Genomic DNA, 26,565 nt, shown 5'->3' with positions numbered 1-26,565 from the left:
CCTTGCTTGAAACAAGGCACATGGCGCGGCTGAAAAGACCTGGCCAGTGGCGGTCAACCGGATGCGGACAGCGCGCTCGCGTGTGGCGCATGGCACTTCCGAGCGCTTGCGATGCCCGCCCGACGCTGCACGCAGCGGCGTTGTTGGCCGCGCATCTCAACGCGCAACCTTGCCGGTGCGCACGCTGACCTTGCCTTGCCGCACCTCGAAGGTGAACGCGTACGAGAGCGTCACCGGCACCGGCTCTTCGCGGCTGGCGCCGCTGCAGTCGTCCGAGGCCGCCGGTTGCGCCACACCGGGCGCGAACGTGCACATCGCGGCCGGCACGAACTCCCAATGCTGCACCGTGGTGCGCACCGCCTGCACCAGATCGGCATTGTCCGGCAACAGACCGGCGGCGCATTCGTCGCGGTCGGACATGGGATCCACGCGCTGTACCGCGCCTTCGGCGCTCAGGATCACATGCGTGCACACGGTGGTTGGCGGCAAGGTCTGCCGTGGCGAGTCGGCCGGCAGCTCCGGGGCCTCGCTGTGCAGCGCGCGCGGCATCCGGAAGCGCTGGGTCGGCGCCAGCGTGTAGGACTGGATGGCGGCATCGCCATTACCTCCCGACTGCGCGCTCAACATGCGCTGGTCCACCGAATCTTCGCGCTGGCTGCGCTGCTGTTCCTGCACGGGTGGTGTTGCGCATGCGCCAAGCGACAGCGCGAGAAGTGCACCGCAGATCCGACCGACTCGCATCACAGCGTCTCCTGCTTCAAACAGCCTGATCCGGTGCAACCGGCGAGTCGGCCGGACTGTGCCGCATCCGATCGCGCGGTGGCGGCAGTGGCGGTAGTGGCGGCGGTAGCCGGTCGCTCCGGCTCCGGCGCATCCATCGCAAACCTGACCGGCACGAGAACGCTGGATGCAACCGGCTTGCCGTGTGCAATCGCGGGCTTCAACCGCCATCGGCGCGCTGCGTCCAGCACCGCTTGATCGAACACGCCGGCCGGCGTGCTCTGCACAACGGCGATGCGCTGCGGTACGCCGCTTGGGTCGATATCGATCTGCAGTTCGACAAAGCCCTCGGTGCCGGCAGCCAACGCAGTTGCCGGATACGTGGGTGGCTGCAGCGTGGCGAAATCCAGCGCGTTGCCGGCTGCAGGCGCGGCGTGCGCGGGTGTCGCCACGCGCGCGGGCTGCGTGGCCCAGGTCGCCGTACTGAGTGTCGCAGCCAGCAGCAGCACCGACGCCACGCGCCAGCGCGCGCGCCTGGCATCGGCCACGGGGCCGCGCAATGCCGCGATCCGTTGCGTCAATGGATGCGACGCAGCCCAATGACAGCCCAGCGGCGTGCAACCGGGGCCAAGCTGGGTCTTGAGCATTGCGGTGGCATAGCTGCGTCGTTTGCCTGGGTGCTGCGCCAGCACGCCGGCATCGCAGGCCAGTTCCTGATCCAGCCGGAACGCGCGCCAGGCCAGATGCATCAGCGGGTTGAACCATCCGATGCAGAGCATCACCGCCGAAAGCAGATTGGCATGCAGATCGCCGCGACGCAGATGCAGCCGTTCATGCGCCAGAATCAAGGCACGCTCATCGGCGCTGTAGCGCACCTCGAAGTCGGCCGGCACCACGATGCGCGGGCGCCACAGTCCCAGCGATGCAGGCAGACCGACATCGTGCGCAGCCGCCCACAACCTGCCATCCAGCATCTGTAGCGGCCCCAGACTGCGCAGGAAGCGCTGTTGCCGCCACCACAACGCCACGGCCATCAAGACCGCGCCAACAAGCCACGCGGCTGCCAACCAGACACGCCACGCATCGCCTTCGTCACGCACGCTGGAAAGTGCCGGCATGGCAGCCAGTGTCGGCAACGTCAGCACCGTTGCGCTGGCGGGCGGACCTGGCAGCAAGGCAGCCACCCACGCGAGCGGCACGCAGACCCAGATCGCATAGGCCGCGGTGGCACCCAGCCAGGCACGCAGTGGACGGCGCACCAGCAGGCACGCCAGCAACGCAGCCGTGATGTACAAGGTTGCGCGCAGCAACAGCACCGATGCATCAAGGTTCATCGTCCAACTCCTTGAGAAGCCGCTTCAATTCCGCGATGTCCGACGCGCTGAGTTGTCCGCGCTCGCTGAAGTGCGCCACCAGCGGCGCCACCCGCCCACCGAACAGGCGCTGCAGCAATCCTTCGCTCTGTTGCTGCACCCATTGCGCGCGCTCCAGCAGCGGCGAGTAGAGGTAGCGCCGCCCCTCTTTCACCGCGCAAATGGCGCCCTTGGCCAGCAGGCGGTTGAGCAGCGTCTTGACGGTGGGCTCGGCCCAGTCGCTGCGCGATGCCAACGCGGCCACCACGTCGTCGGCGCTGCGTGGCGCCGCCTCCCAGAGCACCTGCATCACCACTGCTTCGGCATCGCTGATCGGCATACGATTACACCCGTAATTTTTATCGATTACGCGCGTAATTTTATTGCTTGTCAAGTAGCCGCTTGGCTTGCTGGCGGCTGTTCCCGACGGCGGTGGTAGACGCCGGCAGATCGTGCGACCGATAGCGGGCCGACCTCACCCACTGCATCGTTACGGATCGCTGGAGATCGAGCTGCAGATGCCGGGCCATGGCGATGTCCTAGCCAGCATATGCAGACCACATTGCCTAGCCATCGAGCCAAGCAATGCCACAGCATGCGCGGTCTCGGTCAGCTGACCGGACTCCCCGCGAATCGCACACTGACGCGCAAACCGCCCAACGTGGGTGCTTCATCCAGCTGCACGTGCGCCGCATGTGCCACCGCAATGTCGTGCACGATCGAAAGACCCAGGCCGCTACCTTCCACCCCGGTGCCCAGCTCTCGATGGAAGCGGTGGAAAACGCGTTCGCGCGCCGCGTCCGCAATGCCGGGGCCGGAATCTTCCACCACCAGCATCGGCCTGCGCCTCGCCCCACACCACCACCTGCGCAAGCAGTGGATGTTGCAGCAATTCGCTTTCCACCCATTCGGGCGACACGTTGCGGCCGAAGGCGGTGATGAACACATGCTTGCGGCGCCCGGTGATGTGCACGAAACCGTCGCGGTCCACATGCCCCAAATCGCCGGTACGTACCGGCCCCGGCGGCAGCGTTTCTTCGCCCAGATAACCGAGTGCGCGCACGCCATCGACCTGAATTTCGCCATCGACGATCTGCACCCGCGCATGCGCCAGCGCCTGACCGACACTGCCGGCGCGCACTGCATCCGGCCGGTTGAGACAGACCACCGAGCCGCATTCGGTCAGGCCGTACCCTTCGAACACCGGCAAACCCAATGCACCCGCCCGCGCCAGCAGACTGGGACCGATATGCCCGCCGCCCACGGCGATGTAGCGCAGCGATGCCGGCAACGCCACGCCTTGCTCGGCAGCGCTGACCAGGGCGAGCAACAACTGCGGCACCAGGATCACGCTCTCCGGTTGATACCGCTGCAGGCAGTGCAGCAGGGAGGGCACATCCAGCCCACTGGCGCCGGTGTAGCCGATCTGCGCCAGCGACGGCAGCGCCACCTGCGCACCGGACAACAAGGTGGCGTACAGCCCGGCGACGTTTTCCAGCAAGGTGGACAAGGGCATCAGGCACAGATGCCGGCGCGGCGCGATCGCGGCCGATGCCTCCACCAGCGAGCCGGCCACCGTGAGCAAGCTGTCGGCCGACAGGCACACGCCCTTGGGCCGCCCGGTGGTGCCGGAGGTGTAGGTGATGCAGGCGGTGCCGCCGGGCAATGGAGGCAGCGGACCGATCGCTTCGACCCGCCATGCGCGTAAGGTCTCGCGCCCAAGCGTCGACAGCGTGCCGCTGGTGCCGGCCGGCGCGGCGGCGGCAGCTTCGGTCACCACGCACTGCGCGCCGCTGGAGGTCACTGCGTGCAGCACCTGCGCATCGGAGAAGAACGTCGGCAAGGGCACCTGCACCGCATCGATCAGGCGTAGCGCCAGATCCAGCATCAACCAGTCCGGACCGTTATCCAGGCGACTGGCAACCCGCGTCAGCCCTGCCGCCTGCAGGTGCATCGCCAATTGCGCGATCGCATCGGCCGCTGTCTGCGCATCCAGGCTGCCTGTCGAGGTCAGCACCCGTGGCGCATGCCCATGCAGGTTGCCGATCAGCTGTGCAAAGCCGGCGCTCATGCGCCTACTCCCATCCGGCAGGGCATCGCCTCGAAGCCATAGCGTGCCACCTGCGGATGCAGCGCCTGGCGTTCCAGCAGAAACGCATGGCCGGCGGCAACGTCACCACACAGCACCTCCGGTTGGGTCGCGTAGTAGCTGCCCCAGTCGGTTCCGTCATCGCCCACGCGTGATTGCAGTGCCGGCGCCAGCGCCACCGGCTGCAGTTGCAATCGATCGAAGGTGTTGCGCAACCCGCGCGTGGCGGTGAACAACACCCAGCGCACGCCGGCGTGATGCAGCGCATGGGTCATCTGCGGAATCAGCGCGCGTGCGCTGCCGGAGCTGATCGCGGCGAAATTGCCCACCTCCGCCAGACCCGAGCGTGCCACCGGTGCCGCCATGCGGGTCGCCAGCGCCGACTCGGCGGGCACGTCCAGATACTGCTCCACGAATAGGTCGCCAGTGCTGCCGAGCCGCATTCCCACCACGGCCATCAGCGCACCGTCCGCATCGCGGTAGGCAAGCAATTGCGGAAGGAAGCTGCGCAGCTGCGCGCCGTAGCGGCGCAGGTAGACCGCAGCGATGAACGATTCCACCTCCTGGCGTTGTGCATGCCCAGCCTCGACCACGCTGGCACTGGCAAATCCATGGTGGGACCACAAACGAGAGGGCGTGGTTGAGCTGATCATGCAGCGCATGCTGAGCGCGCTCGATTAAGTCACCATGAGCCGACTGTTATGTAGTTGTAATTTCTAACGAAGCAATGCGTTGCCAGCTGTCGGGCGCCGCCTGACAGGTGTCGGCGCCTCCACCACAGCCGTTTCGGCTACGCTCTGACGCATGAATCGACATGCAACCGATCTGAGCACGGCGCTCGCGCACATCCTGCATCATATCGACGGTCCCTTGCGGGTGGGCGCGCCCCTGGGCATCGGCAAACCGCACCGGCTGTTGAACGCACTCTACGCGCAGCTCAAGGACACGCCATCGCGGCCATTGGCGATCTACACCGCGCTGTCGCTCAATCCGCCCAAGCCGGGCGCCGGTCTTGAAGCGCGCTTTGCTGCACCATTTGTCGCACGCCATTTCGGGGAGGACTTCCCACGTCTTGCCTATGTCGATGCCATGCTGCGCGACGCACTGCCGGCACATGTGCAGGTGGAAGAGTTCTACATGCAATCCGGTGGCCTGCTGCGCTCCACTCAAGCGCAGGCCGACTACACCAGTCTCAACTACACCCATGCCGCTGCGGCCGTGGCGCAACGCGCACCGAATCTGATCGTGCAGAAAGTGGCACGCGAACCCGGTGGTACGCGGCTGTCGTTATCGTGCAACAACGACATCACCCAGGACACCCTGGATGCGGTGCAGGCACTCGGCTTGCCGCGCCCCATGCTGGTGGCCGAAGTCGACCCGCAACTGCCGTGGATCGGCGGAACCGCTGCAGTGGATGCCACGTTCTTCGACCTGGTCATCGACCTGCCCGGCCCGTCGCCGCGGCTGTTCGGCTTGCCTCGGCAAGCGGTGAACAGCGTCGATTACGCGATCGGCTTGTATGCCAGCACGCTGGTGCGCGACGGCGGCACCTTGCAGATCGGCATCGGGACCTTGGCCGATGCGTTGAGCCATGCACTGGTGCTGCGGCATACCGACAACGCAACCTATCGGCGCGTGCTGCACGCACTGGACCCGGCGCTGGAACAACATCCTGCAGTGCGTACCAGCGGTGGCCTGGAGCCGTTCGCGATCGGCCTGTACGGCTGCAGCGAGATGCTCAACGAAGGCTTCAAGCAACTGGTCAGCAGTGGCGTGATCCGCCGCAAGGTGCACGACGATCCGGCGCTGATGCAACGCATCGCCGATGGCAGCGCCGACGCGCACGATCATGCGCGGCTGGCACGCGAAGGCGAGTTTCTGCATGGCGCGTTCTATCTCGGCTCACCCGACTTCTACCAATGGCTCCGCGACCTGGATGCGGACACACGCGATGCCATCGGCATGCGTCGCATCAGCGAGATCAATCAGCTCTATGGCGGCAATGAGGCATTGGAGCGTTTGCAGCGCCGCGACGCACGCTTCTTCAACTCCTGCATGATGGCGACCGCACTCGGCGCTGCGGTGTCCGATGGGCTGGAAGATGGCCGCGTGGTCTCCGGCGTCGGTGGCCAGTACAACTTCGTGGCGATGGCGCATGCCTTGCCGCAGGCGCGTAGCACGCTGATGCTGCGCGCCACCCGCGATACCGGCGCAGATGCAGCCAGCAATGTGCGCTGGAACTATGGGCACACCACCATCCCCCGCCATCTGCGCGATCTGTACATCACCGAGTACGGCATTGCCGATCTACGCCACAAGACCGATCAGGACTGCGTGCTGGAGATGGCCGGCATCTGCGATGCGCGCTTCCAGCAGGCCCTGCTCACGCAGGCCAGGCAGTCGCGCAAACTGCGTGAGGCACCGGCACTGCCAGCGCGTGCCCAGCGCAACACGCCTCAGGCACTGGAGCAGGCACTGGCGCCATTTCGCCGCGATGGCAGCCTGCCCGATTATCCGCTTGGCAGCGACTTCACCGACGTCGAGCAACGTCTGCTGCGCGCACTGACATGGCTCAAAACCGCCACCGCGACCAACGGCGCCAAATTGACGACGCTGGTGCGCGCGATAGGATCGCGCGGCATCGGCCACGTCGACGACGCTGCCTGTCTGCAACGCATGGCATTGGACACACCGCAGACTGTTGGCGAGCGCATCCAGGCACGCTTGCTGGCCTATGCATTGCGCCAAACAACGCCGCAATGAAACTATCCATGTATTGATGGAACACAGTCCGTTGTACGCATTGGAGCAATTGACGCACGACGGCAACATTGTGGAAAGATTTGCGTCAAGCTGAGCCCGGATGATGACGACCACCTTGTTTCCTGGCGTCACCGCATGCGTTTTTTCCCGGTTTTTCCCACGTCTTATTCAGGCATTCACCGCAAAGCGAAGCCATCACGCGCGAAGCGAAGCAAGTTGGCGCAAATTGCATTGTTCGGTGTCTCGATCACGACCACGCTCGCGCTGTCTGCCGCGCCGCGACTCACCGACCTGCAGTACATCGGTAGTCACAACAGCTACCACGCCGGCTTCGCGCCCAGTGAAGCCACGCTGCTGAAACAGCTGAATCCTGCGTTGTTCGCGGCGCTGGATTACCGCCACCCGTCGCTGACGCAGCAACTGGACGATGGCGTCAGGCAACTGGAACTGGATGTATTCGCCGATGCGCACGGTGGCCGCTACGCAAACCCGGCGCTTGCTGCGCAGATTGCCAAGGCCGGGCTGCCGCCCGCACCACCCAGCGCACCGGCCGGCGTGATGGACAAGCCTGGCTTCAAGGTCATGCACGTGCAGGACGTGGACCAGCGCAGCAACTGCCAGCCACTGATCGCCTGCCTGCAGCAAGTGCGCAGCTGGTCCAGGCAGCATCCCGGGCATGTGCCGATCTTCATCCTGCTGGAAACCAAGCAGGCGCCGGTGCAGCTGGACTTTCCCACCGTGCAGCCGGAGCCGTTCGACGCAAGGACCATGGATGCGCTGGATGCCGAACTCCGCTCGGTGTTCCAAGCTGGCGAATACGTCAGCCCCGACCAAGTCCGTGGCAACGCGCGCACGCTCAATGCAGCAGTGCGCGCGCAGGGCTGGCCGTCGTTGGCCGACACGCGCGGCAAGGTGGTGTTTCTGCTCGACCAACGTACGGCCGGCGCGAGCTACCTGCCGGGGCATCCATCGCTGCGTGGCCGTGTCTGTTTCACCAATGCCGAGCCTGGGCAAGACGATGCTGCATTTACCGAACTCAACGATGGTCCTGCCGACAAGATCACGCAGCTGGTGAAAGCCGGCTATCTGGTGCGCACGCGGACCGACGCAGACCTGAAGGAAGCGCTGCAGCACGACACCACCCGCCGCGACAGCATGCTGGCCAGTGGCGCGCAGTTGCTCAGCACCGACTTCCCCGCACATGAGCCGGCCAGCAACGGTTACGTGGTGCGCATGGACGGCGATGCGGTGGCGCGCTGCGCTCCGCAGCTACCGCCTGCGCATTGCAAGGGCATCGATCTGCGTCACTGATCGGCGCCGCTTGCGTCGACGCAATACCGCATCCCCGCACACACAGACCTGTCGCAATGGAAGGCGTCGGCGCTGCACGCCTGCGCCCGCGTCACGGGGCAGGCGCCCCCTTTCATTCACGCGAGTCCATAGCATGCACACTCCACGCACCCTCCATCGTCTGAGCTGCGCCATCGCACTGGCGCTGTCCGCGCCGGTGTTCGCCGAGACGCCGGAACTGAGCACCACCACGTTGGATTCGGTCAACGTGCAGGCCAAACACGCCGCCGCACCCGGCTCGCTCAACGAACAGCGCCTGTCCAGCAGCGTCAACAGCGTGATGAGCAAGCAGCAGATCGACGCCATCCCCTCCGGCGGCATCGCCGATGTCGTGGCGCACATGCCAGGCCTGTCGTCGTACAGCGACATGCATCTAGGCCAGGCCACCACCGGCGAGAACGCCTACGTCAGCATCCGTGGCATGGACGCCAGCTACAACGCGTACAGGCTCAACGGCTTCGGCATGCCGGAAACCGATTCATCCACGCGCGCGATCTCGTTGAACATGCTGGCGCCGTTCGGCATCCAGTCGGTGCAGGTGTCCAAATCGCCCACACCCGACATGCCCGGCGACGCGATCGGCGGCGCGATCGACATGCGCACACCCAACGCGTTCGATTTCGGCCAGGATTTCTACGCCAAGAGCACCGCGCAAGGTCAGTTCAATGCACTGGCCTCGCACCTGGGCGGCAAGGACACCGGTGGCACCTTCCAGCAGGAACTCGCCTGGAAATTCGGCGACAACCACTCCTTCGGGCTTTATGCATCGGCCTATTACGGCAAGAACAACAACATGGCACAGGCGCCGGCACCCAACAGCAAGTACCTGCCGGCCGACCCTGCATTGGCCAGCGCAACCGACCTGCGTGATGTCGGCCCGTTGATCAACACCCGCTACAAATACAGCCTGTACACCAGCCAGATCGAACGCTATGGCGCCAATCTCTCGCTCGACTGGCAAGGCGACAACAGTGCGCTGTTTGCCCGCGCCATCTACGGCAGCTACGGGGTCACAGGCCAACAGGATCAGTCCAGCGCGCGCCTGGAAACCTATCTCAACCAACCCACTGCCGTGCGTGGCGGTTACTTCAACACCCATGATATCGACGAGAAGCTGGCGACCTTGCAGCTGGGCGGTCAGACCACGCTGGATCGCTTGCGCTTCGACTACGGCACCTCGGTGGGTCGCGGCACGCGCAGCCGGCCGGATTATGTGTCGGCGAGCCTGTATGGCTTTACCCCGGGCAGCTTCGCCTTCGACCTCAGCGACCCGACCTACCCCAGCATCGGCCCCAGCTCGGCGGCGTTGAAGGACTTCTTCTACAACCTGGATTCGTCGCTGCTGTGGAAGGTGCAAGGCCATGATGCCGGCAGTCACGACAACCGCATCAACGCGCACACCGATATCACCTACCAGGTCGATGGCGATGTACTGGACAGCGTCAAGCTGGGCCTGTCTGCCGACCACTCCGACCGCGGCGCCTACGATCACCCGTTCTTCCACAAGGACGGCAACTTCGTCACCAACGGGCCTTACTTTGGCGGCCCCAACTACGCATTCCCCACTGCTGGCGGACCGCCGCTGAGCGCCATTCCGGGCCGCCTCACCTATCACGCGTTCGATGGTCACTACGCGGGTCCGTTCAAATTGCTGGACCGCGACTGGATGCTTGCGCAAGCCTTGCCCTATAAATACATCGACGACCCCAAGGGCGCGGGCGTCTATACCGCCAACGACTACAACGCCAACACCACCTCCAGCACCGAGGCGATCTATTCGGGCTACGCAATGGCCGCGCTGCACTTCGGCCAGGTGAGCGTGCTACCTGGCGTGCGTTACGAATTGACCCGCTATTCGGCCGATTCCTGGCAATCCAGCGGCGACGGCGCCAGCGGCAGTTTCGTCGGCACCGGCAGCACCTACGGGCAGGTCCTGCCCGGCATCAGCATCAACTATCGACCCGACGATCTCACCGTCTACCGCGCCTCGCTGCGCCGCAGTTTCAGCCGTCCGGCCTTTGGACTGATTTCCGGCGAGACGGTGTACTCCATCGACGACACCCAACGCGTGGTCGGCATTTCCAAACCCAACCCCGACCTGCATCCGAGCAAGGCCGACAACGCCGATCTGTCGGCCGAGTTCTACGATCACAACGGCGGCGTGCTCAGCGCCTCGACCTACTACAAGCGCATCACCGGTTTCATCTACACCTCGCAATCGGCAACCAGCAACGACAACACGCTTGGTGGACTGGTGCCGACCGGCACTACCTTCGAAAACGGCGTGCCGGTGACCATGCCGCAGAACGGCGGCACCGCCACGCTTTACGGGCTGGAACTGGCAGCGAGCAAACGTCTGCAGGATTTGCCGGGCATCTGGAGCAATTTCGGCGTCACTGCAAACCTCACGCTGCAGCACAGCGAAGCGGACAGCAAACGTGCCGATCAACCGGAAAAGACCTGGTTGCCGCGCGCCCCGGAGCGCATCTACAACCTGGACCTGTTCTACGACGACAGCCACCTGCGCGCAGACCTGAGCTACAACTACACCGGCCTGCAATTGCTGGGGCTGACCACCGACCGGCTCAATTACTACCTGCAGCCGGTCAAGTCGCTGGATTTCAACGCCACCTATCACCTGCCGCACCACATCGATGTAGGCGTGTCGGCAAAGAACCTGCTCAATGCCGCCACGTTCTACGAAACCCAGGGCAGGTCCAAACGCTACATGGCCTACGACAACGGCGCCGATGGCGCGTATGTGCAGACCGGACGGGTGTACATGCTGACGTTGGGCTACACCTACTGACGACAAACCCTGCGCGATACGCGGCGACGTGGGTGCTCACGCACGTCGCTGCCGATGCCATCGGCCGATCGTCTGCGCATCACGCAGGCGACCGGTTCCGGTCGATGCTGCCGGATCGCACACGCCAGCCTGCGCGCCCCGCCACGTGCAACGTGACGGTTGCATCCGCAGCGGCGCAAGACCACATCCCCTCCTCGTCGGCCAGTGGCCGCATCGATATCCCACCCTCAGTCAGTCAGGGTGCAGCCATTTCACGCAGCAAGCGCAGCCCGCTCGGGCAAGGTGCGCCCATGCATCCATCGGATCTGCTCATGCCCCCACGCCCTTACGCTCGCCTCTGCCTGCTCGCCCTAGCCCTGGGCACGTCGCTCTGCGCGTCGGCACAGGCGCCACAGCCGCCCGCCACTGCTGCGCCTGCCGCTGCGCCCGCTGCGGGTGCCGTAGCAACCGGCCCGCGTTCGGACCTGCACGCACAGGTGCTGCTGGACCGTGCACATTTTTCGCCGGGGCAGATCGATGGCGAACGTGGCTCCAACCAGAAGCGCGCCGTGTCCGGCTTCCAGGCCGCACACGCGATCAAGGTGAGCGGCGAGCTGGATGACGCCACCTGGCAGGCCTTGCAGGCCGATACCACGCCCGCGCTGGTGCAATACACGCTCACCGCTGCCGATGTCGCCGGACCGTTCCTGCCAATTCCCAAGGGCCCGGCCGAACAGGCCAAGCTACCCTCGCTCGGCTACACCTCGGTGGACGAGGCCCTGGGTGAGCGCTTCCATGCCGCCCCCGAACTATTGCGCCACCTCAACCCCGGTGTGGATTTGAGCAAGGCCGGCAGCGTCATCCAGGTCCCCAACATCGATGGCGTGCCGGCGCTGGCCAAGCCGGCCAAGCTGGTGATCGATAAATCCGACTCGACGCTGCGGCTGTTCGATGCAGACGGCAAGGTGTATGCGCAATTTCCGGTATCGTCCGGCAGCAAGCACGATCCGCTGCCGATCGGCCACTGGAAGATCCAGGGCATCTCGCGCGATCCGGTGTTCAAGTACAACCCCAAACTGTTCTGGGACGCGAAGAAAGGCGATCAGAAAGCCACCTTGCCCTCCGGCCCGAACAATCCGGTCGGCCGCGTGTGGATCGACCTTTCCAAGCCGCACTACGGCCTGCACGGCACGCCGGAACCCGGCCATGTCGGCAAGACCGAATCGCATGGGTGCGTGCGCCTGACCAACTGGGATGTGGTCAACCTGGCCAGTGTGGTTGGTCCCTCGGTGCCGGTGGTGATGCAGGAGTAAGCATGAAGCTGCTGTTGACCTTGATGCTGGGGCTATTGATCGGTGCCGCTGGCTATTGGTGGCTGGAACGTGGCGCGCCGGATGCGGCGGTGTCGCCATCGCCGTCTCCCACGCCCACGTCAACGGCGACAGCCGAACGCGCAGCAGCCGGTGCGGCTGCTGCTGCGGCGGCGGCGGCGTTGCCAGCGGCCTCTCCAACATTGGGTACGTCCGCGCCAGCGCTTGCCGCATCGCCTGCGCCAACAGCGCCGGTAGAGCAAGCACCTGCGCCCACGACCTCGACTGCGACTGCGACTGCGACTGCGCCGCAACCCACAGGCAGCGGATTGCTCATTCCGGTGCAAGGCATCGGTCCCGACCAGCTGCAGGACACCTTTACCGACGCACGCAGCGAAGGCCGTGTCCACGACGCCATCGACATCCTCGCCCCCACCGGCACACCGGTGCTTGCGGTTGCAGATGGCACGGTGGAAAAACTGTTCGACAGCGAGCGCGGCGGCCTGACCGTGTATCAGTTCGAGCCAAGCGGCACGTATTGCTACTACTACGCCCACTTGCAGCGCTATGCAGACGGCCTGACGGAAAAGCAATCCATCAAGCGCGGCCAGGTCATCGGCTACGTGGGCAGTACCGGCAACGCCGACCCTGGCGCACCGCATCTGCATTTCGAGATCCATCGTCTCGGCCCGGAGAAGCAATGGTGGAAGGGCGAAGCGTTGAATCCCTATCCCGTCCTGCATGGCGATCAGACGCTGCAGTGATGCACTGACGGGTTGATGCACACAAGGGCCGACGGCACGACGGAAACGGCTTATTCGTTTGGTATATGCCGATTCCGGGCACCGGCACCGCGCCTGCCGGCTAAAGGCTGGAGTTGTTGCCCGCTCTCAGATCAACATTCCGCCCGACACTTCGATGCGCTGGGCGTTGATCCAGCCGGTACCCGGCGCAACCGCACCCTTTCAGCGAGAGATTGCGATATTTACCTATCTCTCATAGCCACAAAAAAGCACGGGCACCTTTCGCAAGGCACCCGTGCATTTCACGGCGATACGTCAGGCGCTGACACTACGCCAGAGGTTGCCCGCAATCAGAACGTGTAATTGAACGTAAGCGCACCGTTCCGAGGATTACCCCATGCACCGCCGCCACTGATCTGCCCGTAGTAGCGCTCGTCAAGCAAGTTTTCAAGATTGACCTGTACCGAAAACTGCGGGGCAATACGATAACGTGCAAACAAGCTCACAAGCGTGTAACCACCCTGCTCTACACGTGTCGCGCCAAATGGGGCAAGCACGTCTGTATAGGTTCGGTTCTGCCAGTTGACGCCACCGCCAACGGTCAGCGCATTCCAACTGCCCTGAGGGGTGTAGCTGGTGAACAGCTTCAACGTACTGCGCGGCAATTCAGTGTTGATGGAAGCATCATCTGCATCACGTGCGGTGTAGTGCGAGCCACCGAAGGTTGCATTCCAACCGGCTGTTATTTCACCAGACACTTCGAAATCAAAGCCTTCGCTTACTGTGCCACGCGCACCCACGTAAACCTGCTCGCCGGTTCCCGGCAGGACCACACCGGGAACTGCTTGTGCGAGATTGTCCTGCTCGATACGGAAGATTGCCAACGATGCGTTGAGACCTCCATCGAACCAGGCAGCCTTCACTCCGGCCTCGTAGTTGCGGCCCTCGACTGGATCGAGAAAGGTACCGTCTCTGGACTTCAGCGATTGAGGATTAAAGATATCGCTATAGCTGAGGTACGTCGACCACGTTTTATCAATGTCGTACACCAGCCCGGCATATGGAGTCGTAACATTGTGTTCGCGATCGACGCCCGCCCCCTCGCTTTCCCAGCGAGTGTGGCGGGCACCGAGTATCAAAGTAAGCGGATCGGCCAGCGAAAGACGGGCCGCCGCATAGCCTGCATTCTGCCGAACAATCTCACCACCCATTGAAGCCAGACCAGGCCAGGCAGGTTCAGGAGTCACGCCGTCCCAAGTAGAGAAATCAGGTAAAGCGATCGCGTCAACAAAAGTTCCGGTATAAGAGTTTTCCTGGCGATTGACACTTAGTCCTGTGACGAGCTGATGTTGACGGCCGAATAATTGAAACGGACCTTCAGCATAGACGTCAGCCGCGCGAGTTTCGCGCTGCAAAATGTACCAGCCGGCACCTCCAAACACACCGACGCCGTCTACACGCGAGGGTAGGCCATATAGGTAAAACAATTTGGAATCCGAATCAGCCTTACCTTGATTAAGCACCGCTGTCAGCTTCCAATCATTGTCAAACCGATGGTTGAGACTTGCGAATGCACGCTTAGAGGCAGTGTTCCAGCGTGTGTACTCCGGTGCAAAGTTAAGCGATCGATCCCAGCGTGTGCGCGTGCCGTCGCTCCACAACATCGGGAATCCGCCCCAGGTGGGATCGCTGACTCGCTTATCCTGATAGTCGTAACCAATACTTAGAAGAGTGTTCTCGCCAACATCAGCATCCAACACGGCATATCCGACCTTGTTGGTGAAACCATAGCGATCCATGAAGGACTCTTTGTCTTGATAAGAGCCGACCGCTCGCACACGTACGCTGCCGCTAGCGTTAAGTGGCACAGTAACGTCGACCACGCTGCGCGTATTGCCCCAGCTGCCCGCCATTGTCGAGACACTTCCAGTCAGTTTATGGCTGTCAGCGTGCTTACGCACCAGGTTGATCGAGGCCGATGGATTACCGGCACCGGTCAGCAGACCGGTAGCGCCACGGACTACTTCGATCCGATCATAGATGGCCAAGTCGAGCCCGCCGTCGCCGTATGTCCAGGCCGGTACCAAGGTGGTTGGAATCCCATCAAATTGATAATTGTCGATGCGGAAGCCGCGCGCAAAGAATGAGGGCCGCTCGCTGTCAGCAAAGGTGCCGGAGATACCGGTCACATTGGCAAGCACGTCGGTAATCGTCTGGAGATTCTGGTCGTCCAAACGATCACGTGTGATGACGCTGACCGACTGCGGAATCTCCCGCAGAGACAGGTCCATGCGCGTGCCGGCGGTGGTCTTTTCCACCGTATAGCCGTTGGCCTGTTCAGCCTGCACGTTGAGCCGGTCCAGCGTGGTGACCTCGGCATCGGCGGCGGCAACAGGCGCCTCGGCCAGCACCTGGCCGGCGGCCATCGTGCACAGCGCGGCCAACAGCGCGCGCGGCAGGACATGGCGACGCGCGCCCATAGAAGCAAGACGCAATTCGATACTACGGGTCATCGGGGACTCCAACGCAAACGGATCAGACCACGCGCTGCGAAGAGGCGGCGCCGGCAACAAGGGGGAACGTGTGCCGTACCACCGGCAACGCACCATCTTAATGGGAATGATTCACATTTTAAATAGGAGGATTTACAAATTTTTAGCGCCCGTTCAACCCAAGCGAACGCTACAGACATGCCGATGCGTGCTGCCAGCAGATGCACCGGGTCGGAGGCACGCGCCACCCAAAGGATCAGCCCGGTTTAACCGCGCCCCTGCAATGCCGGGCGCTCCCATCGCCCGCTCCGCCGACACCACGGATCCGCCGTGATTGCCCGCAAGACATCAACATCCGCCTCCGCACGTCTGCTGGACGACAGGCATTGTGGTCGAAGCCGCCTGCACGCAACACTCGGCGCGAGTGCCAGGCAGACAGGCCACTCATCGACAACGGAGTGCAACGCAATGGAGATCAGATGAAGAAATGCTGGATGGCAGCCGCACTCCTGCTGCATGCGCGCCGGGACTGAGCGCTGCACCTTCAAAGGAAATACCGCCGAACGATGCGTGCCGTGCGCCGGGCAGCAGCGTGCACGAAGCCGGCCTTGTCCCGATTGGCGGTATCCTGCAATGGGTCACGATCGAAGGCCAGGACTGCCGCAACCCCGTGGTGCTGATCGTCCATGGCGGGCCGGGCAATCCCAACACGCCGTTCGCGCAACATCTGTTCGGCAGCTGGACGCGCGATTTCACCATCGTGCAGTGGGACCAACGCGGCTCCGGCAAGACCTACGCGGCAAGCAAACCCGCCGACGGCGAGACGCTGACGATGCAGCGGCTGACCCAGGACGGTCGCGAGGTCGCGCGCTATGCCACGCAACGGCTGGGCAAGCACAAACTCATCCTGATGGGCGGATCGTGGGGCTCGGCGCTGGCCGTCAACATCGCCAAGGCCAGTCCCGAGCTGTTTCATGCCTATGTCGGCACGGCGCAACTGGTCAATTACCAGAACGACATGGCGTCGAGCTACGCCAAGACGCTGCGCCTGGCCCAGGCGGCCAGCGATGCAGACGCCATCGGCAAGCTGGAAACGATCGGGCCGCCGCCCTGGAGCAACCCGCGCAACTTCGGGGTGCTTCGGCGCCTGACGCGCAAGTACGAAGCCTTGAGCACCGATCCGGCACCGGACGGCTGGTTCACCTTCGCAGCCGAGTACGACACGCCCGACTACCGCGCAGCTTATGAAGCCGGCGAAGACTATTCCTTCCTGCAGTTCGTCGGGCTGGCAGGCGACGGCATGGGGCCGCGGATCGACCTGCACAAACTCGGGCCGCAGTTCGCCATGCCGGTCTACCTGATCCAGGGCGAGCAGGATCTGGTCACCCCGAAGGAGATCAGCAAGGCTTATTTCGATGGGCTTTCTGCCCCGTCCAAGCACTTCCTGTTGCTGCCGCGCACCGGGCACGATCCCAATCCGCCGATGCTGGACGCACAGTTGCACGTGCTGACCAGGATCCGCGCATCGGCGCTGGCCAACGACGCGCACTGACACGCGCAATGTCTCCGTTGCACGGTGGCGCATCGCACACAAGGTAAAAAAAAGCCGGCTTTCGCCGGCTCTTCTTTCAGGCAACACCTCAGGCCTTACAGCGCCTTGGCAGCCGCAACCACATGCTCGGCGGTGATCTTGAAGTACGCATACAGCTGATCCGCCGGCGCCGAGGCGCCGAAGGTGTCGATACCGACCACATCGCCATCCAGGCCCACGTATTTGCGCCAGAAGCCGGTCACGCCCGCTTCCACCGCCACGCGCTTGCGCACTGCATTCGGAAGCACCGACTCGCGGTAGGACGCATCCTGGCGATCGAACACGTCGGTGGACGGCATCGACACCACGCGCGTCTTCAAACCGGCAGCGTCCAGGGTCTTCTTGGCTTCCATCGCCAGGCCGACTTCCGAACCGGTACCGATCAGGATCACGTCGGGCGTGCCGCCTTCGGCATCGGCCAGCACGTAACCACCGCGCTCGATCAGCTTGAGCTGCTCGGCGCTACGCGGCTGGTGCTGCAGGTTCTGGCGGCTGAACACCAGGCAGCTCGGGCCGTCCTTGCGGGTGATGGCGGCCTTCCAGCTCACCGCCGATTCCACCGCGTCGCCCGGGCGCCACACATCGTTGTTGGGGATGTAGCGCAGCGAGGCAAGGTGTTCCACCGGCTGATGGGTCGGGCCGTCTTCACCCAGGCCGATCGAGTCGTGCGTGTACACGTGGATGGCATGCGCCGGATTCAACGCGCTCATGCGTACGCCATTGCGCGCGTAGTCGCTGAACACCAGGAAGGTGGCATCGAAAGGAATGAAGCCACCATGCAGCGCCAGACCATTGGCGATGGCGGTCATGCCGAATTCGCGCACGCCGTAATACACGTAGTTGGCATCCGGGTCGTCGGTGGCCACCGACTTGCTGGCCTTCCACAAGGTCAGGTTGGAATGCGCCAGATCGGCCGAGCCGCCGATCAGTTCCGGCAACAGCGGCGCGAACGCTTCGATCGCCAGCTGCGAGGCCTTGCGCGAGGCGATGGTCTGGCCGTCCTGCTGCGCCTTGGCGATGTAGGCATCGGCCTGGGCGATGAAGTCGGCCGGCAGTTCGGCGTGCGAGCGACGGGTCAGTTCGGCAGCTTCGGCCGCGTACTGCTTGCCGTACTTGTCGAACAGCTGCTCCCACTCGGCCTGACGCAGCGTACCGGTGCCACCTGCGCGCCAGCCGGCGTAGATCTCTTCGGGAATTTCGAACGGGCCGTACGGCCAATCCAGCGCCTTGCGCGCACCTTCCAGTTCTTCCTTGCCCAGCGGCGCGCCGTGCGAGGATTCCTTGCCGGCCTTGGTCGGCGCACCGAAGCCGATCTTGGTGCGGCAGCAGATCAGGGTCGGCTTGTCGCTGTTTTCTAGCGCTGCTTCAATCGCCGCCTTGATCTTGTCGGCGTCATGCCCGTCCACATCGCGGATCACATGCCAGCCGTAGGCTTCGAAACGCGCCGGGGTGTCGTCGCTGAACCAGCCGGCGGTGTTGCCGTCGATGGAGATATGGTTGTTGTCCCAGAACGCGACCAGCTTGCCCAGGCCCCAGGTGCCGGCCAGCGAGGCGGCTTCATGGGAAATGCCTTCCATCATGCAGCCATCGCCCATGAACACCCAGGTGCGGTGGTCGACGATTTCCAGCTCCGGGCGGTTATAGCGCTGCGCCAGCAACTTCTCGGCCAGCGCAAAGCCCACGGCATTGGCAAAGCCCTGCCCCAGCGGACCGGTGGTGGTTTCCACCCCGGGGGTTTCGCTGCGCTCGGGGTGGCCCGCGGTCTTGCTGTGCAGCTGACGGAACTGCTTGAGCTGTTCGATCGGCAGGTCGTAGCCGGACAGGTGCAGCAGCGCGTATTGCAGCATCGAGCCGTGGCCGTTGGACAGCACGAAACGGTCGCGGTTGAACCACTGCGGGTTGTTCGGGTTGTGCCGGAAGAAATCGTTCCACAGCACTTCGGCGATATCGGCCATGCCCATGGGCATGCCGGGATGGCCGGATTTGGCGGCTTCGACCGCATCGGCGGCGAGAAAACGGATGGCGTTGGCCAGCTGGCGGCGGGTGGGCTGGGTCATGGGCGTCTATGGAAGCGGAGGGAAACCGCTGGAAGCGGAGACCGCTATTCTCCCACAGAGCGTGTTAGTGGGGCCGGGATTGGAGAGTGGGGAGTCGGGATTGGTGAAGCCGGAGCAAGAGCAAGAGCCTCTGCAAGCTCGTCCGCTGGACAACGATGCCACTGATGAAGACGCAAGCCCTGTCGTCACACCTTAAAAGCTGACATGGGGCGCCCGACGGCCGCGGCAGCCGGCTCCTCCGAATCCCCCAATCCCGCCTCCCGAATCCCTACTCTTCGCCCTTGGCCACCAAGGTCGTCAGCGCCAGGTCGCCCGTGACATTGAGCGCAGTGCGACACATATCCAGGAAGTGGTTCACGCCCAGGATCATGCCGATGCCGACCGGGTTGACCCCGACCATCGCGCAGATCAGCGCCACCACCGGCAGCGAGCCAGACGGTACGCCAGCGGTGCCGATGCCGCCCAGGATGCAGACCAGCATCACCATGAATTGCTGGCCGATGCTCAAGTCCACATTGAAGAACTGCGCCAGGAAGATCACCGTCACGCCCTCGAACAGCGCGGTGCCGTTCTGGTTTGCGGTGGCGCCGACGGTCAGCACAAAGCGCGACACGCGCGGCGGCAGGCCCATTTCGTCGGCCACGCGCAAGGCGGTGGGCAAGGTCGCGTTACTGGAGGCAGTGGAAAACGCCATCATCGTGGCCTCCTGGGTCTGCTTGAAGAAGCCCAGCGGCGAGCGCCCGGCAAACTTCACCGCCAGCCCGTAGCTGACCACCATGTGCAGGCCCAGCGCCAACACCACCACGCCCACGTAGGCGCCCAGGCGGATCAACAGATCGAACCCGAACAGCGCGGCCAGGTTGAACATGAAGCAGGCCACCGCATACGGAGCCAGGCGAATCACCAGCCCGATCAAGGTCATCGAGATTTCGAAGATGCCCTCGATGCCGCGCTTGAGCGTGGCGACCTTTTCGTCGGCGGTGAGCACCATGCCGACGCCAAACATCACTGCGAAGAACATCAGCGACAGGATCGCGCCATTGCTGGACGCGGCGGCGATCACGTTGTTGGGCACGATCGACAGCAACATATCCATGCCCTGCGGCTGGGTGCCGGAGCTGGAAATGATCTCGCGGGTGCGGTCGGCGTTTTCCTGGATCAGCTGATTGGCCAGCTGCGGGTCCACGCCCGCACCGGGCTTGAGCACGTTGACCAGCACCAGACCGAGCAGCACCGCAATGCCGGACAGCACCACGGTGTAGCCCAACGTGCGCCACCCCACCCGCCCCAGCGCGCGGATGTCACCCATTTCGGAGATGCCCATCACCAGCGCCGAAAACAGCAGCGGCACGATCAGCATGAAGATCAGATTGAGGAAAATCTGCGAGAACGGCGTCGTCACGTACTTGGTCGCCAGCCGCACCCACTCGGCATCGCTGCCGGCCAGGTAGTACACGGCCAGACCCAACAACAGGCCCACGGCGAAGCCAATGCCCATCTTCCAATGCAGGGGCAGGCCCGGGCGGCGTGCGGCTGGGGATGCAGTCATCTGGTCGGCCTTGATCTGGACACAATCCCCGGAGCTTAACAAACGCCATCCCCGCGGCCACCTACCCGGCACGACGCCATGCTTCTGTCCAAGGGTAGGTGCACCTCGACGGTAGCTGCATTCACCACCCCGTGGAGGGTGGCGGCACGTGCCGGGGTGCTGCGATGAGTGAATCCACGTTATTTTTTGGAGCGTCGCGCCAAGGGCGAAAACCTACATCTCCTTACGGCAAAACGCTTCGGCGACAACGGCTACGGCTGGGATCAGGTTGAAGCAGTTGCAGAGGACTTTTCCTATTTTGTCGCCAGCTTGAAAACCGAATTATTCGTAGCAAACAGCAGATTGCACTAAACGAAAGGTTTGGTTTCGGGGAATGCGGATCGCCAAGATCGGTGGTCGAGGGCAAGGACACCGCGCCAGGACATGTGCTGATTGCTTTGCTGAAAACCTTGCGTACCGATCGTCTCGACTGGCCCTTACCCGCCTACCGTCGCGGGCTCTTATGCGGCATGGATGCTGCATGGATGCTGCAGAAGAGAGCACACAAGGACGTACTTGCGGCGTGTCCCGCGATGTTAGGCGGGCAAGCGCCCTGCAGCCAAGCCGCAGCCCAACGCTCGGCAACACCGCTAGTCACCCAGTTGCGCAATCAGATTCAATGGGTCACAGCGATACACGGCATGGCGACCATCCACGGTCTGTCAACCGATGAAGCGGCAGCACAGCCGATCACGGCGCAGGCGGATACAACGGCGCCAGCACCTCCGGCTCTGCTGCGGTGGCATTGCGCCAGCGCGGCCCCTTGGCGAAGGCTTGCCGCAGTGCCGCCCGCGCCGCAGCCACATCGCCATCGCCGCCCCAGCGGGCGCGCTGCATCTGCGCCACCGCCGCACGCTGGGCCGGATCCGCCAACGCTGCGAGCACGCTGTCGATCTCGGTCAGGCCAGCCATACCGCACAACACCGCAGCCACATCGTCCATGCCACCGCTATCGAGCGCGCGGCGCAACTCGGCCACGCCATGGGTCGCACGCCGGCCGGGCGCAGGCGCGTCGCTGCCAGTGCTCGCCGGGGCACGGTGCACTCCCCCGCGACGCTGCAGCAAGGCCCACACCAGGGTGGCGATCCACAACAACGCAAACCCGATCGCCGCGCCGATCCAGCCCCATGGCCGTGGTGCAGCTGCCGATGGCTGCGCACCCAGTGTGCTGGCCGCTGGAGCAAGTGCTGCTGCGTTATCCGGCGACGGACTTGCTGCGGGTGCAGGCGCAGGCGTCGCAAAGGCCCCACTCCCGGCGGCCACGTCCAGCGTGAGGTCCGGCAGCGCTGCGGTCTTGGCCGCCGCCCCCACGTCCCACCAAGCCACCTGCAAACCCGGCACCACCAGCGGGCCGGCGCGATTGGGCACGATCGAATAGCGCCGGGTCAGCCGCAGTTGCGGCGATCCATCCACGAAGCGTTCCTCGTACTGCGCTGGCTCGGCGAACACTTGCGCGTCGGGCACGCTCGGAGTCGGCAATTCCGGGAACTGCGCCTGGGTGGCACCGCGTGCGCTGGCTTCGACCACGATCTGCGCCGCTTCACCGGCCCTCGCGCGCTGCGGCGTGGTCGTATAGCGCAACTGCAGGCTGCGCAGCGGCAACCACGGCTGCGGCGCATTGGCAGGCTGCGCGCGCACCTGCAGCGCAATGCTGGCGCTGCGCGCGCTCAGTTCGCCGTTGCCGCGACCGAAGTAGTCGTCGAAGAACCCGCCCACCGAGCGCCCATTGAACCGCGCCGAGGGCAGCACCACGCGTCCGCTGCGCTCGGGCACCAGCAGGTAACGGCGCTCCACGACGTTGTAGCGGCGCCCGTTGACCATCTTGACCGAATTGACGTCATCGCCAACGCGTTGCAGCGATGCGCCAGCGGGCGCATCCAGATCCAGTTCGCCCGACGCCAGCTGGTTGGCGAAGTATAACCGCAACACCACCCCGACGCTTTGCTGCACATAGGGCTGCGGATCGTCCACCTGCGTCTGGACGAAGACCTCCTCGTTGCCCTGCGCCGCACTCGCTTCGCCCGGTGCGCTGCTGCCGGCATCGTTTGCCGCACCAACCACCTGCAACCGCAACGGCTCGGTGCGCTCGTTACCGACGCGGATCGCCGGCACGATCAGCTCGCCGCTCTTGCGCGGGGTCAACACCACACCGAACAACGCACGCACCGTCACCGCGCCATTGGTCACCTGCATCTGCTGGTTGGCGCTCTTGGCGCCCAGCGCGAAGTCGCTGCGCAACGGCGTGTAATCCGGATCGACGCCGCGTTGATCGGTTTCGATATTCAACATCACCACGTCGCCGGCGTTGGCGCTGTCCCGATCCAGCCAGGCGCGCGTCACCGCACCAACCGGAGCGCTGGCGAGCAGCACCACGCTGGTCAACATGCCGATTGCCGCGCGGCGCAAATGGAGTGTGCCGATCATCGTCCGTCCCGTTGCCTGCGTTCGTGTTCCAGCCTGAATTTGGTGCGCAGCAAGCTGCCCGGATCGTCCGGTACCCGCCGCAACCAGGCATCCACCGCCTGGCGTTGCTCGCGCTGTTCCGGCGTCTCGCTGTCGCTTGCCGCAGTCGCCGGTTTGCCGCTTGCATCGGCGTTCTTGTCGCCGGCCTGGGCCATCGCCTGCTGCATCTTTTGCCGCTGTGCGGCATCGGCCTGCTGCTGTGCCTTGGCATCGGCCGATTGCGGCGGTGCGTCCTGCTTGCTCTGCTCGCCTTGCCCGCTCTTGGACTGTTGGTCCTGCGACTTCCCGTCCTGTGGCGGCTGCGAAGATGACTGGTCCTTGCCGTCCGGTTTGCCCTGCGAATCCTGCTGGTCCTGCCCGTCCTGACCAGAGGACTGGTTGTCCTGCTTGTTTTGCCCGGAGCGATTTTCGCCGGCGTTGCTCTGCCCGGATGACTTCTGGTCTTTGGACTGGCCTTTCCCGTCTTTGTTGCTCTGCTGCTGGCGCTTGCGCGCCGCCTCCACCGCCGCGCGATTGGCAATGGCATCGGGCTGACGGGGCTGTTGCTTGAGCGCACGATCGTAGGCCGCAATCGCCTCGTCATACTGCCCCTGCCGCGCCAGCGCATTGCCGAGGTTATACAACCCCTCATCGGTGGGCACGCCTTCAAAGGCTTTCTGCGCCGCCGCAAAATCACCTCGGCGGTAGGCCTGCACGCCCGCATCCAGACGTTGTTGCTGCACCTGGTCGGCACGCTGCCACAACGAGCGATCGGCGGCTTCTGCCGGCTGGGCCAGCGGCAACACGCACACCAGCGCCAGGACCGCCACCACAGCGCGGCGACGAAACGCCAGCAGGCCCAGCAGCATCACCGGCAGCAGCAACCAATACCCTTCGTCCAGCCAGGTCTTGCCGCCGTTGGCTTCGGCCGTCTCATCAGCCAGTGGTTGTTGCGCAGGATCGAGCACACCCAACGCGCGCAGATCCGCATCATCGGGCGCGATGCGCGCGTACCGGCCACCGCCCTGCCCGACCAGATCGCGCAGGCTGCCCTCGTCGAGCTTGGCCTGCGCGATCTCGCCGTTGGCCGTGCGATAGGCCGCACCGCGCTCGCTGCCTGCACCGAGCGCAGACACGCGGAATCCGCGCGAACGCGCCAGCCGCGCCGCACTGTCGGCGGCCCTGTCCGCGCTATCGCTGACCAGCAGGATGTCGCCCTGCCGGAAGCCGGCGTGCAACAACAACTGCGTGGCCGCGTCGATGGCGGTATCGGCGCGCTTGCCGTCCACCGGCATCACCGATGGCGATAGCGCATCCAGAAACAGCGCAACGTTTGCGGTGTCGTCGGTCAACGGCGCCACGGTGAAGCTTTCGCCCGCGTAGACCAGCAGCGCGACTTCGCCGCCGGCCCGCTTGCGCAGGAGCGTGGCCAATTTGGCGCGTGCCTGCAGCAGGCGCGATGGCGGCAGATCGTTGGCATTGATGCTGGACGATAGATCCAGCGCCACCACCAACGGCCTGCTGGATTGGTACACCGGCCGCTCGGTCTGGCGCCAACTCGGCCCGCTCATTGCCACCACCGCCAGTGAGTAGGTCAACGCAGCCAGTGCGAATCCCAGCCATCCACGCCGACCACCGGCAACCAGCAACCTCGGCAACAGATGCGCATCCACGTTGTGCCGCCACACATCCGCACTGCGGCGACGCACGTGCCACAGCACCGCTGCCGGAACGATCGCAAGCAGCGCCCAGAGCAGCATCGGGCGCAACAGATGCAACGACTGCCACGCGCCCATGACCTCGGCCAGCGCGTTCATCGCCATCTCCGTGGCAACACGTAGGCCAGCAGCGCAATCACGATCGCCGCGCCCAGCGGCCAGTAATAGCGCTCCACGCGCGGCTGCACCGACGGGCCGAGTGCCTTCACCGGCTCCAGACGATCCAGCTCGGCGTAGATGCCGGCCAGCTCTTCGGTATCGCGGGCGCGAAAGAAACGCCCGCCGGTCTGCTGGGCGATCTTGCGCAGCCCGTCTTCATCGATATCGTCGTTGGCGCCGGCCGGGATCGGCACGCCGAACAACGAATAACTTCCGCTGCCGCCAAAGGCGATGGTGTGGACCCGCACGCCTTCGGCCTTGGCGAGTTCGGCCGCCTTGAGCGGATTGAGCACGCCTGCGGTATTGACGCCATCGGTCAGCAACACCACCACGCGCTGACCTTGTTTTTGCTCGCGCAGCCGCTTGACCGACAAGGCGATCGCATCGCCGATCGCGGTTTCGCGCCCGGCCAGTCCGACCACGCTGTCGGCCAACTGATCGCGCACGGAGGTCAGGTCGGCGGTCAACGGGGTCAACGCATAAGCGCGCTGGCCGAACACCAGCAGGCCGACACGATCGCCGTCGCGCCGGTCCAGAAAGTCCGACAACACCGCCTTGGCGGCGGTCAGGCGATCCACCACGTTGCCGCCGAGCACCATGTCCGGCTCGCTCATGCTGCCGGACAGGTCCACCGCCAACATCATCTGGCGCGCCTCGCGCGGCGGCTGGATCACATCGCCCAGTTGCTGCGGGCGCGCGAGCGCCGCGCACAGCAAGAACCAGCCCAACCAGGCGAGCCAACGTGGCACCCGCAGCGCCGGTATGCTTTTGGCCTGCGCCACTGCACGCAACTGATCCGCATAAGGCACGCGCAGCGCAGCCGTATCGGCGCGACGCTGCGGCCAGAACCACATCAGCAACGGTAGCGGCATCAACCACCACGCCCACGGCCATGCGCAATTTGCCAGCGCGTCCTGCCATTGCGACCACTGCAGCCAGTTCATCGCCGGCCCCGCATCAAGCTCACAAAGCGCTGGCGCGCCAACGCCTGCACCGCATCCAGGTCGGCCACCGTCGGCGCACGTTGAAATCCTCCCTCCAGTACCGCCCGGCCCGGTCCCTGCGAAAAGGCCTGCGTCTTGCTCTTACGCCCGTCCAGAAACTGCAGCCACTCCTCGCCCTGCAGCCGATCGGCCTGCGCATCGACACCGCGCGCCGCGCGCCGCAACAACCCAGACAAGGTTGCCAATCGCTGCGCCGGCGTCGTCGCGCGTCGCAGCTCGGCATCGAAAGCCGCCAACCAGCGACGCTGCTGACGGCGGCGACGCCACCACCAGAACCACGCAGTTCCAAGCACCAGCACCACCGCTGCGATCACCAGCCACCAACCAAGCGCCAGCGGCCACCACGAGGGTGACGGCGGCAGATGGACATCGCGCAGCGGCAGCGATTGCGGCGCCATC

At 64.4% G+C, this 26,565-nt stretch carries 18 protein-coding genes and 2 pseudogenes; 7 read left to right on the top strand and 13 right to left on the bottom strand.

The features are described from left to right. Positions 1-156: 156 nt before the first annotated feature. The 6 genes and pseudogenes from GGR61_RS03910 to GGR61_RS03885 form a co-directional block, all read right to left on the bottom strand. Positions 157-741 carry a hypothetical protein gene (locus tag GGR61_RS03910; RefSeq protein WP_184620490.1) on the bottom strand — a complete coding sequence of 195 codons (585 nt, stop codon included), beginning with the start codon at positions 739-741 and terminating at the stop codon, positions 157-159. Further along, positions 741-2,054, bottom strand: a complete 1,314-nt coding sequence (locus tag GGR61_RS03905; protein WP_184620489.1) for a TonB family protein — start codon at positions 2,052-2,054, stop codon at positions 741-743. Before GGR61_RS03905 ends, GGR61_RS03910 begins: the two co-directional genes overlap by 1 nt. Further along, positions 2,044-2,412 (bottom strand): BlaI/MecI/CopY family transcriptional regulator, encoded by a 369-nt coding sequence (locus GGR61_RS03900; RefSeq protein ID WP_184407524.1) that lies wholly within the window; start codon positions 2,410-2,412, stop codon positions 2,044-2,046. The genes GGR61_RS03905 and GGR61_RS03900 overlap by 11 nt, the downstream gene beginning before the upstream one ends. A gap of 269 nt (positions 2,413-2,681) precedes the next feature. Continuing rightward, a pseudogene (locus tag GGR61_RS03895) lies at positions 2,682-2,906 on the bottom strand (ATP-binding protein); the annotation flags it as partial. A 1-nt stretch (position 2,907) separates the two neighbouring features. Then, positions 2,908-4,143, bottom strand: a pseudogene (locus tag GGR61_RS03890) (AMP-binding protein); the annotation flags it as partial. Then, positions 4,140-4,787 carry a thermostable hemolysin gene (locus GGR61_RS03885; RefSeq protein WP_184620555.1) on the bottom strand — a complete coding sequence of 216 codons (648 nt, stop codon included), beginning with the start codon at positions 4,785-4,787 and terminating at the stop codon, positions 4,140-4,142. The gene GGR61_RS03885 and the pseudogene GGR61_RS03890, both read right to left, overlap by 4 nt. Before the next feature lie 178 nt (positions 4,788-4,965). Here GGR61_RS03885 and GGR61_RS03880 point away from each other — a divergent pair, with 178 nt between their 5' ends. The 5 genes from GGR61_RS03880 to GGR61_RS03860 all read left to right on the top strand — a co-directional run bounded on the left by GGR61_RS03880 (position 4,966) and on the right by GGR61_RS03860 (position 13,136). After that, entirely contained in the window at positions 4,966-6,924 is a 1,959-nt protein-coding gene (locus GGR61_RS03880) for an acetyl-CoA hydrolase/transferase C-terminal domain-containing protein (protein WP_184620487.1), read from the top strand. Between the two features lie 135 nt (positions 6,925-7,059). After that, entirely contained in the window at positions 7,060-8,235 is a 1,176-nt protein-coding gene (locus GGR61_RS03875) for a phosphatidylinositol-specific phospholipase C1-like protein (RefSeq protein WP_184620486.1), read from the top strand. A gap of 133 nt (positions 8,236-8,368) precedes the next feature. Beyond that, positions 8,369-11,083: a TonB-dependent receptor gene (locus GGR61_RS03870; protein WP_184620485.1), complete on the top strand. Its 2,715-nt coding sequence runs from the start codon at positions 8,369-8,371 to the stop codon at positions 11,081-11,083. Positions 11,084-11,394: 311 nt separating this feature from the next. Continuing rightward, positions 11,395-12,375: a L,D-transpeptidase gene (locus tag GGR61_RS03865; RefSeq protein WP_184407532.1), complete on the top strand. Its 981-nt coding sequence runs from the start codon at positions 11,395-11,397 to the stop codon at positions 12,373-12,375. Positions 12,376-12,377: 2 nt separating this feature from the next. Beyond that, positions 12,378-13,136, top strand: a complete 759-nt coding sequence (locus GGR61_RS03860; RefSeq protein WP_184620484.1) for a M23 family metallopeptidase — start codon at positions 12,378-12,380, stop codon at positions 13,134-13,136. Positions 13,137-13,465: 329 nt separating this feature from the next. Here the strand turns inward: GGR61_RS03860 and fhuE are convergent, their stop codons facing one another. Continuing rightward, entirely contained in the window at positions 13,466-15,595 is a 2,130-nt protein-coding gene (fhuE, locus tag GGR61_RS03855; RefSeq protein ID WP_260286871.1) for a ferric-rhodotorulic acid/ferric-coprogen receptor FhuE, read from the bottom strand. A gap of 604 nt (positions 15,596-16,199) precedes the next feature. Between fhuE and GGR61_RS03850 the strand changes: the two genes are divergently transcribed. Continuing rightward, a complete protein-coding gene (locus tag GGR61_RS03850; protein WP_184620482.1) occupies positions 16,200-17,159 on the top strand; it encodes an alpha/beta hydrolase in 960 nt (319 codons plus the stop codon). A gap of 95 nt (positions 17,160-17,254) precedes the next feature. Here GGR61_RS03850 and tkt read toward each other — a convergent pair whose 3' ends face one another. Next, a complete protein-coding gene (gene tkt / locus GGR61_RS03845; RefSeq protein ID WP_184407535.1) occupies positions 17,255-19,255 on the bottom strand; it encodes a transketolase in 2,001 nt (666 codons plus the stop codon). Positions 19,256-19,523: 268 nt separating this feature from the next. After that, positions 19,524-20,804: a dicarboxylate/amino acid:cation symporter gene (locus tag GGR61_RS03840; RefSeq protein WP_184407536.1), complete on the bottom strand. Its 1,281-nt coding sequence runs from the start codon at positions 20,802-20,804 to the stop codon at positions 19,524-19,526. Between the two features lie 168 nt (positions 20,805-20,972). Here GGR61_RS03840 and GGR61_RS03835 point away from each other — a divergent pair, with 168 nt between their 5' ends. Continuing rightward, positions 20,973-21,155: a hypothetical protein gene (locus GGR61_RS03835; protein ID WP_184620481.1), complete on the top strand. Its 183-nt coding sequence runs from the start codon at positions 20,973-20,975 to the stop codon at positions 21,153-21,155. 378 nt (positions 21,156-21,533) lie between these two features. Here GGR61_RS03835 and GGR61_RS03830 read toward each other — a convergent pair whose 3' ends face one another. Genes GGR61_RS03830 through GGR61_RS03815 form a run of 4 tightly spaced genes read right to left on the bottom strand, consistent with a single transcriptional unit; the run spans position 21,534 to position 26,564 of the window. Continuing rightward, positions 21,534-23,267 carry a BatD family protein gene (locus tag GGR61_RS03830; RefSeq protein ID WP_184620480.1) on the bottom strand — a complete coding sequence of 578 codons (1,734 nt, stop codon included), beginning with the start codon at positions 23,265-23,267 and terminating at the stop codon, positions 21,534-21,536. Next, positions 23,264-25,102: a VWA domain-containing protein gene (locus tag GGR61_RS03825; RefSeq protein ID WP_184620479.1), complete on the bottom strand. Its 1,839-nt coding sequence runs from the start codon at positions 25,100-25,102 to the stop codon at positions 23,264-23,266. Before GGR61_RS03825 ends, GGR61_RS03830 begins: the two co-directional genes overlap by 4 nt. Further along, entirely contained in the window at positions 25,099-26,106 is a 1,008-nt protein-coding gene (locus GGR61_RS03820) for a VWA domain-containing protein (protein ID WP_184620478.1), read from the bottom strand. The genes GGR61_RS03825 and GGR61_RS03820 overlap by 4 nt, the downstream gene beginning before the upstream one ends. Then, a complete protein-coding gene (locus GGR61_RS03815) occupies positions 26,103-26,564 on the bottom strand; it encodes a DUF4381 domain-containing protein (protein WP_184620477.1) in 462 nt (153 codons plus the stop codon). Before GGR61_RS03815 ends, GGR61_RS03820 begins: the two co-directional genes overlap by 4 nt. Position 26,565 lies beyond the last annotated feature (1 nt).

It is taken from the genome of Xanthomonas sp. 3058 (assembly GCF_014199765.1).
Taxonomy (GTDB): Bacteria; Pseudomonadota; Gammaproteobacteria; order Xanthomonadales; family Xanthomonadaceae; genus Xanthomonas; species Xanthomonas campestris_B.
This window is presented reverse-complemented; position numbering and strand designations above follow the sequence as displayed.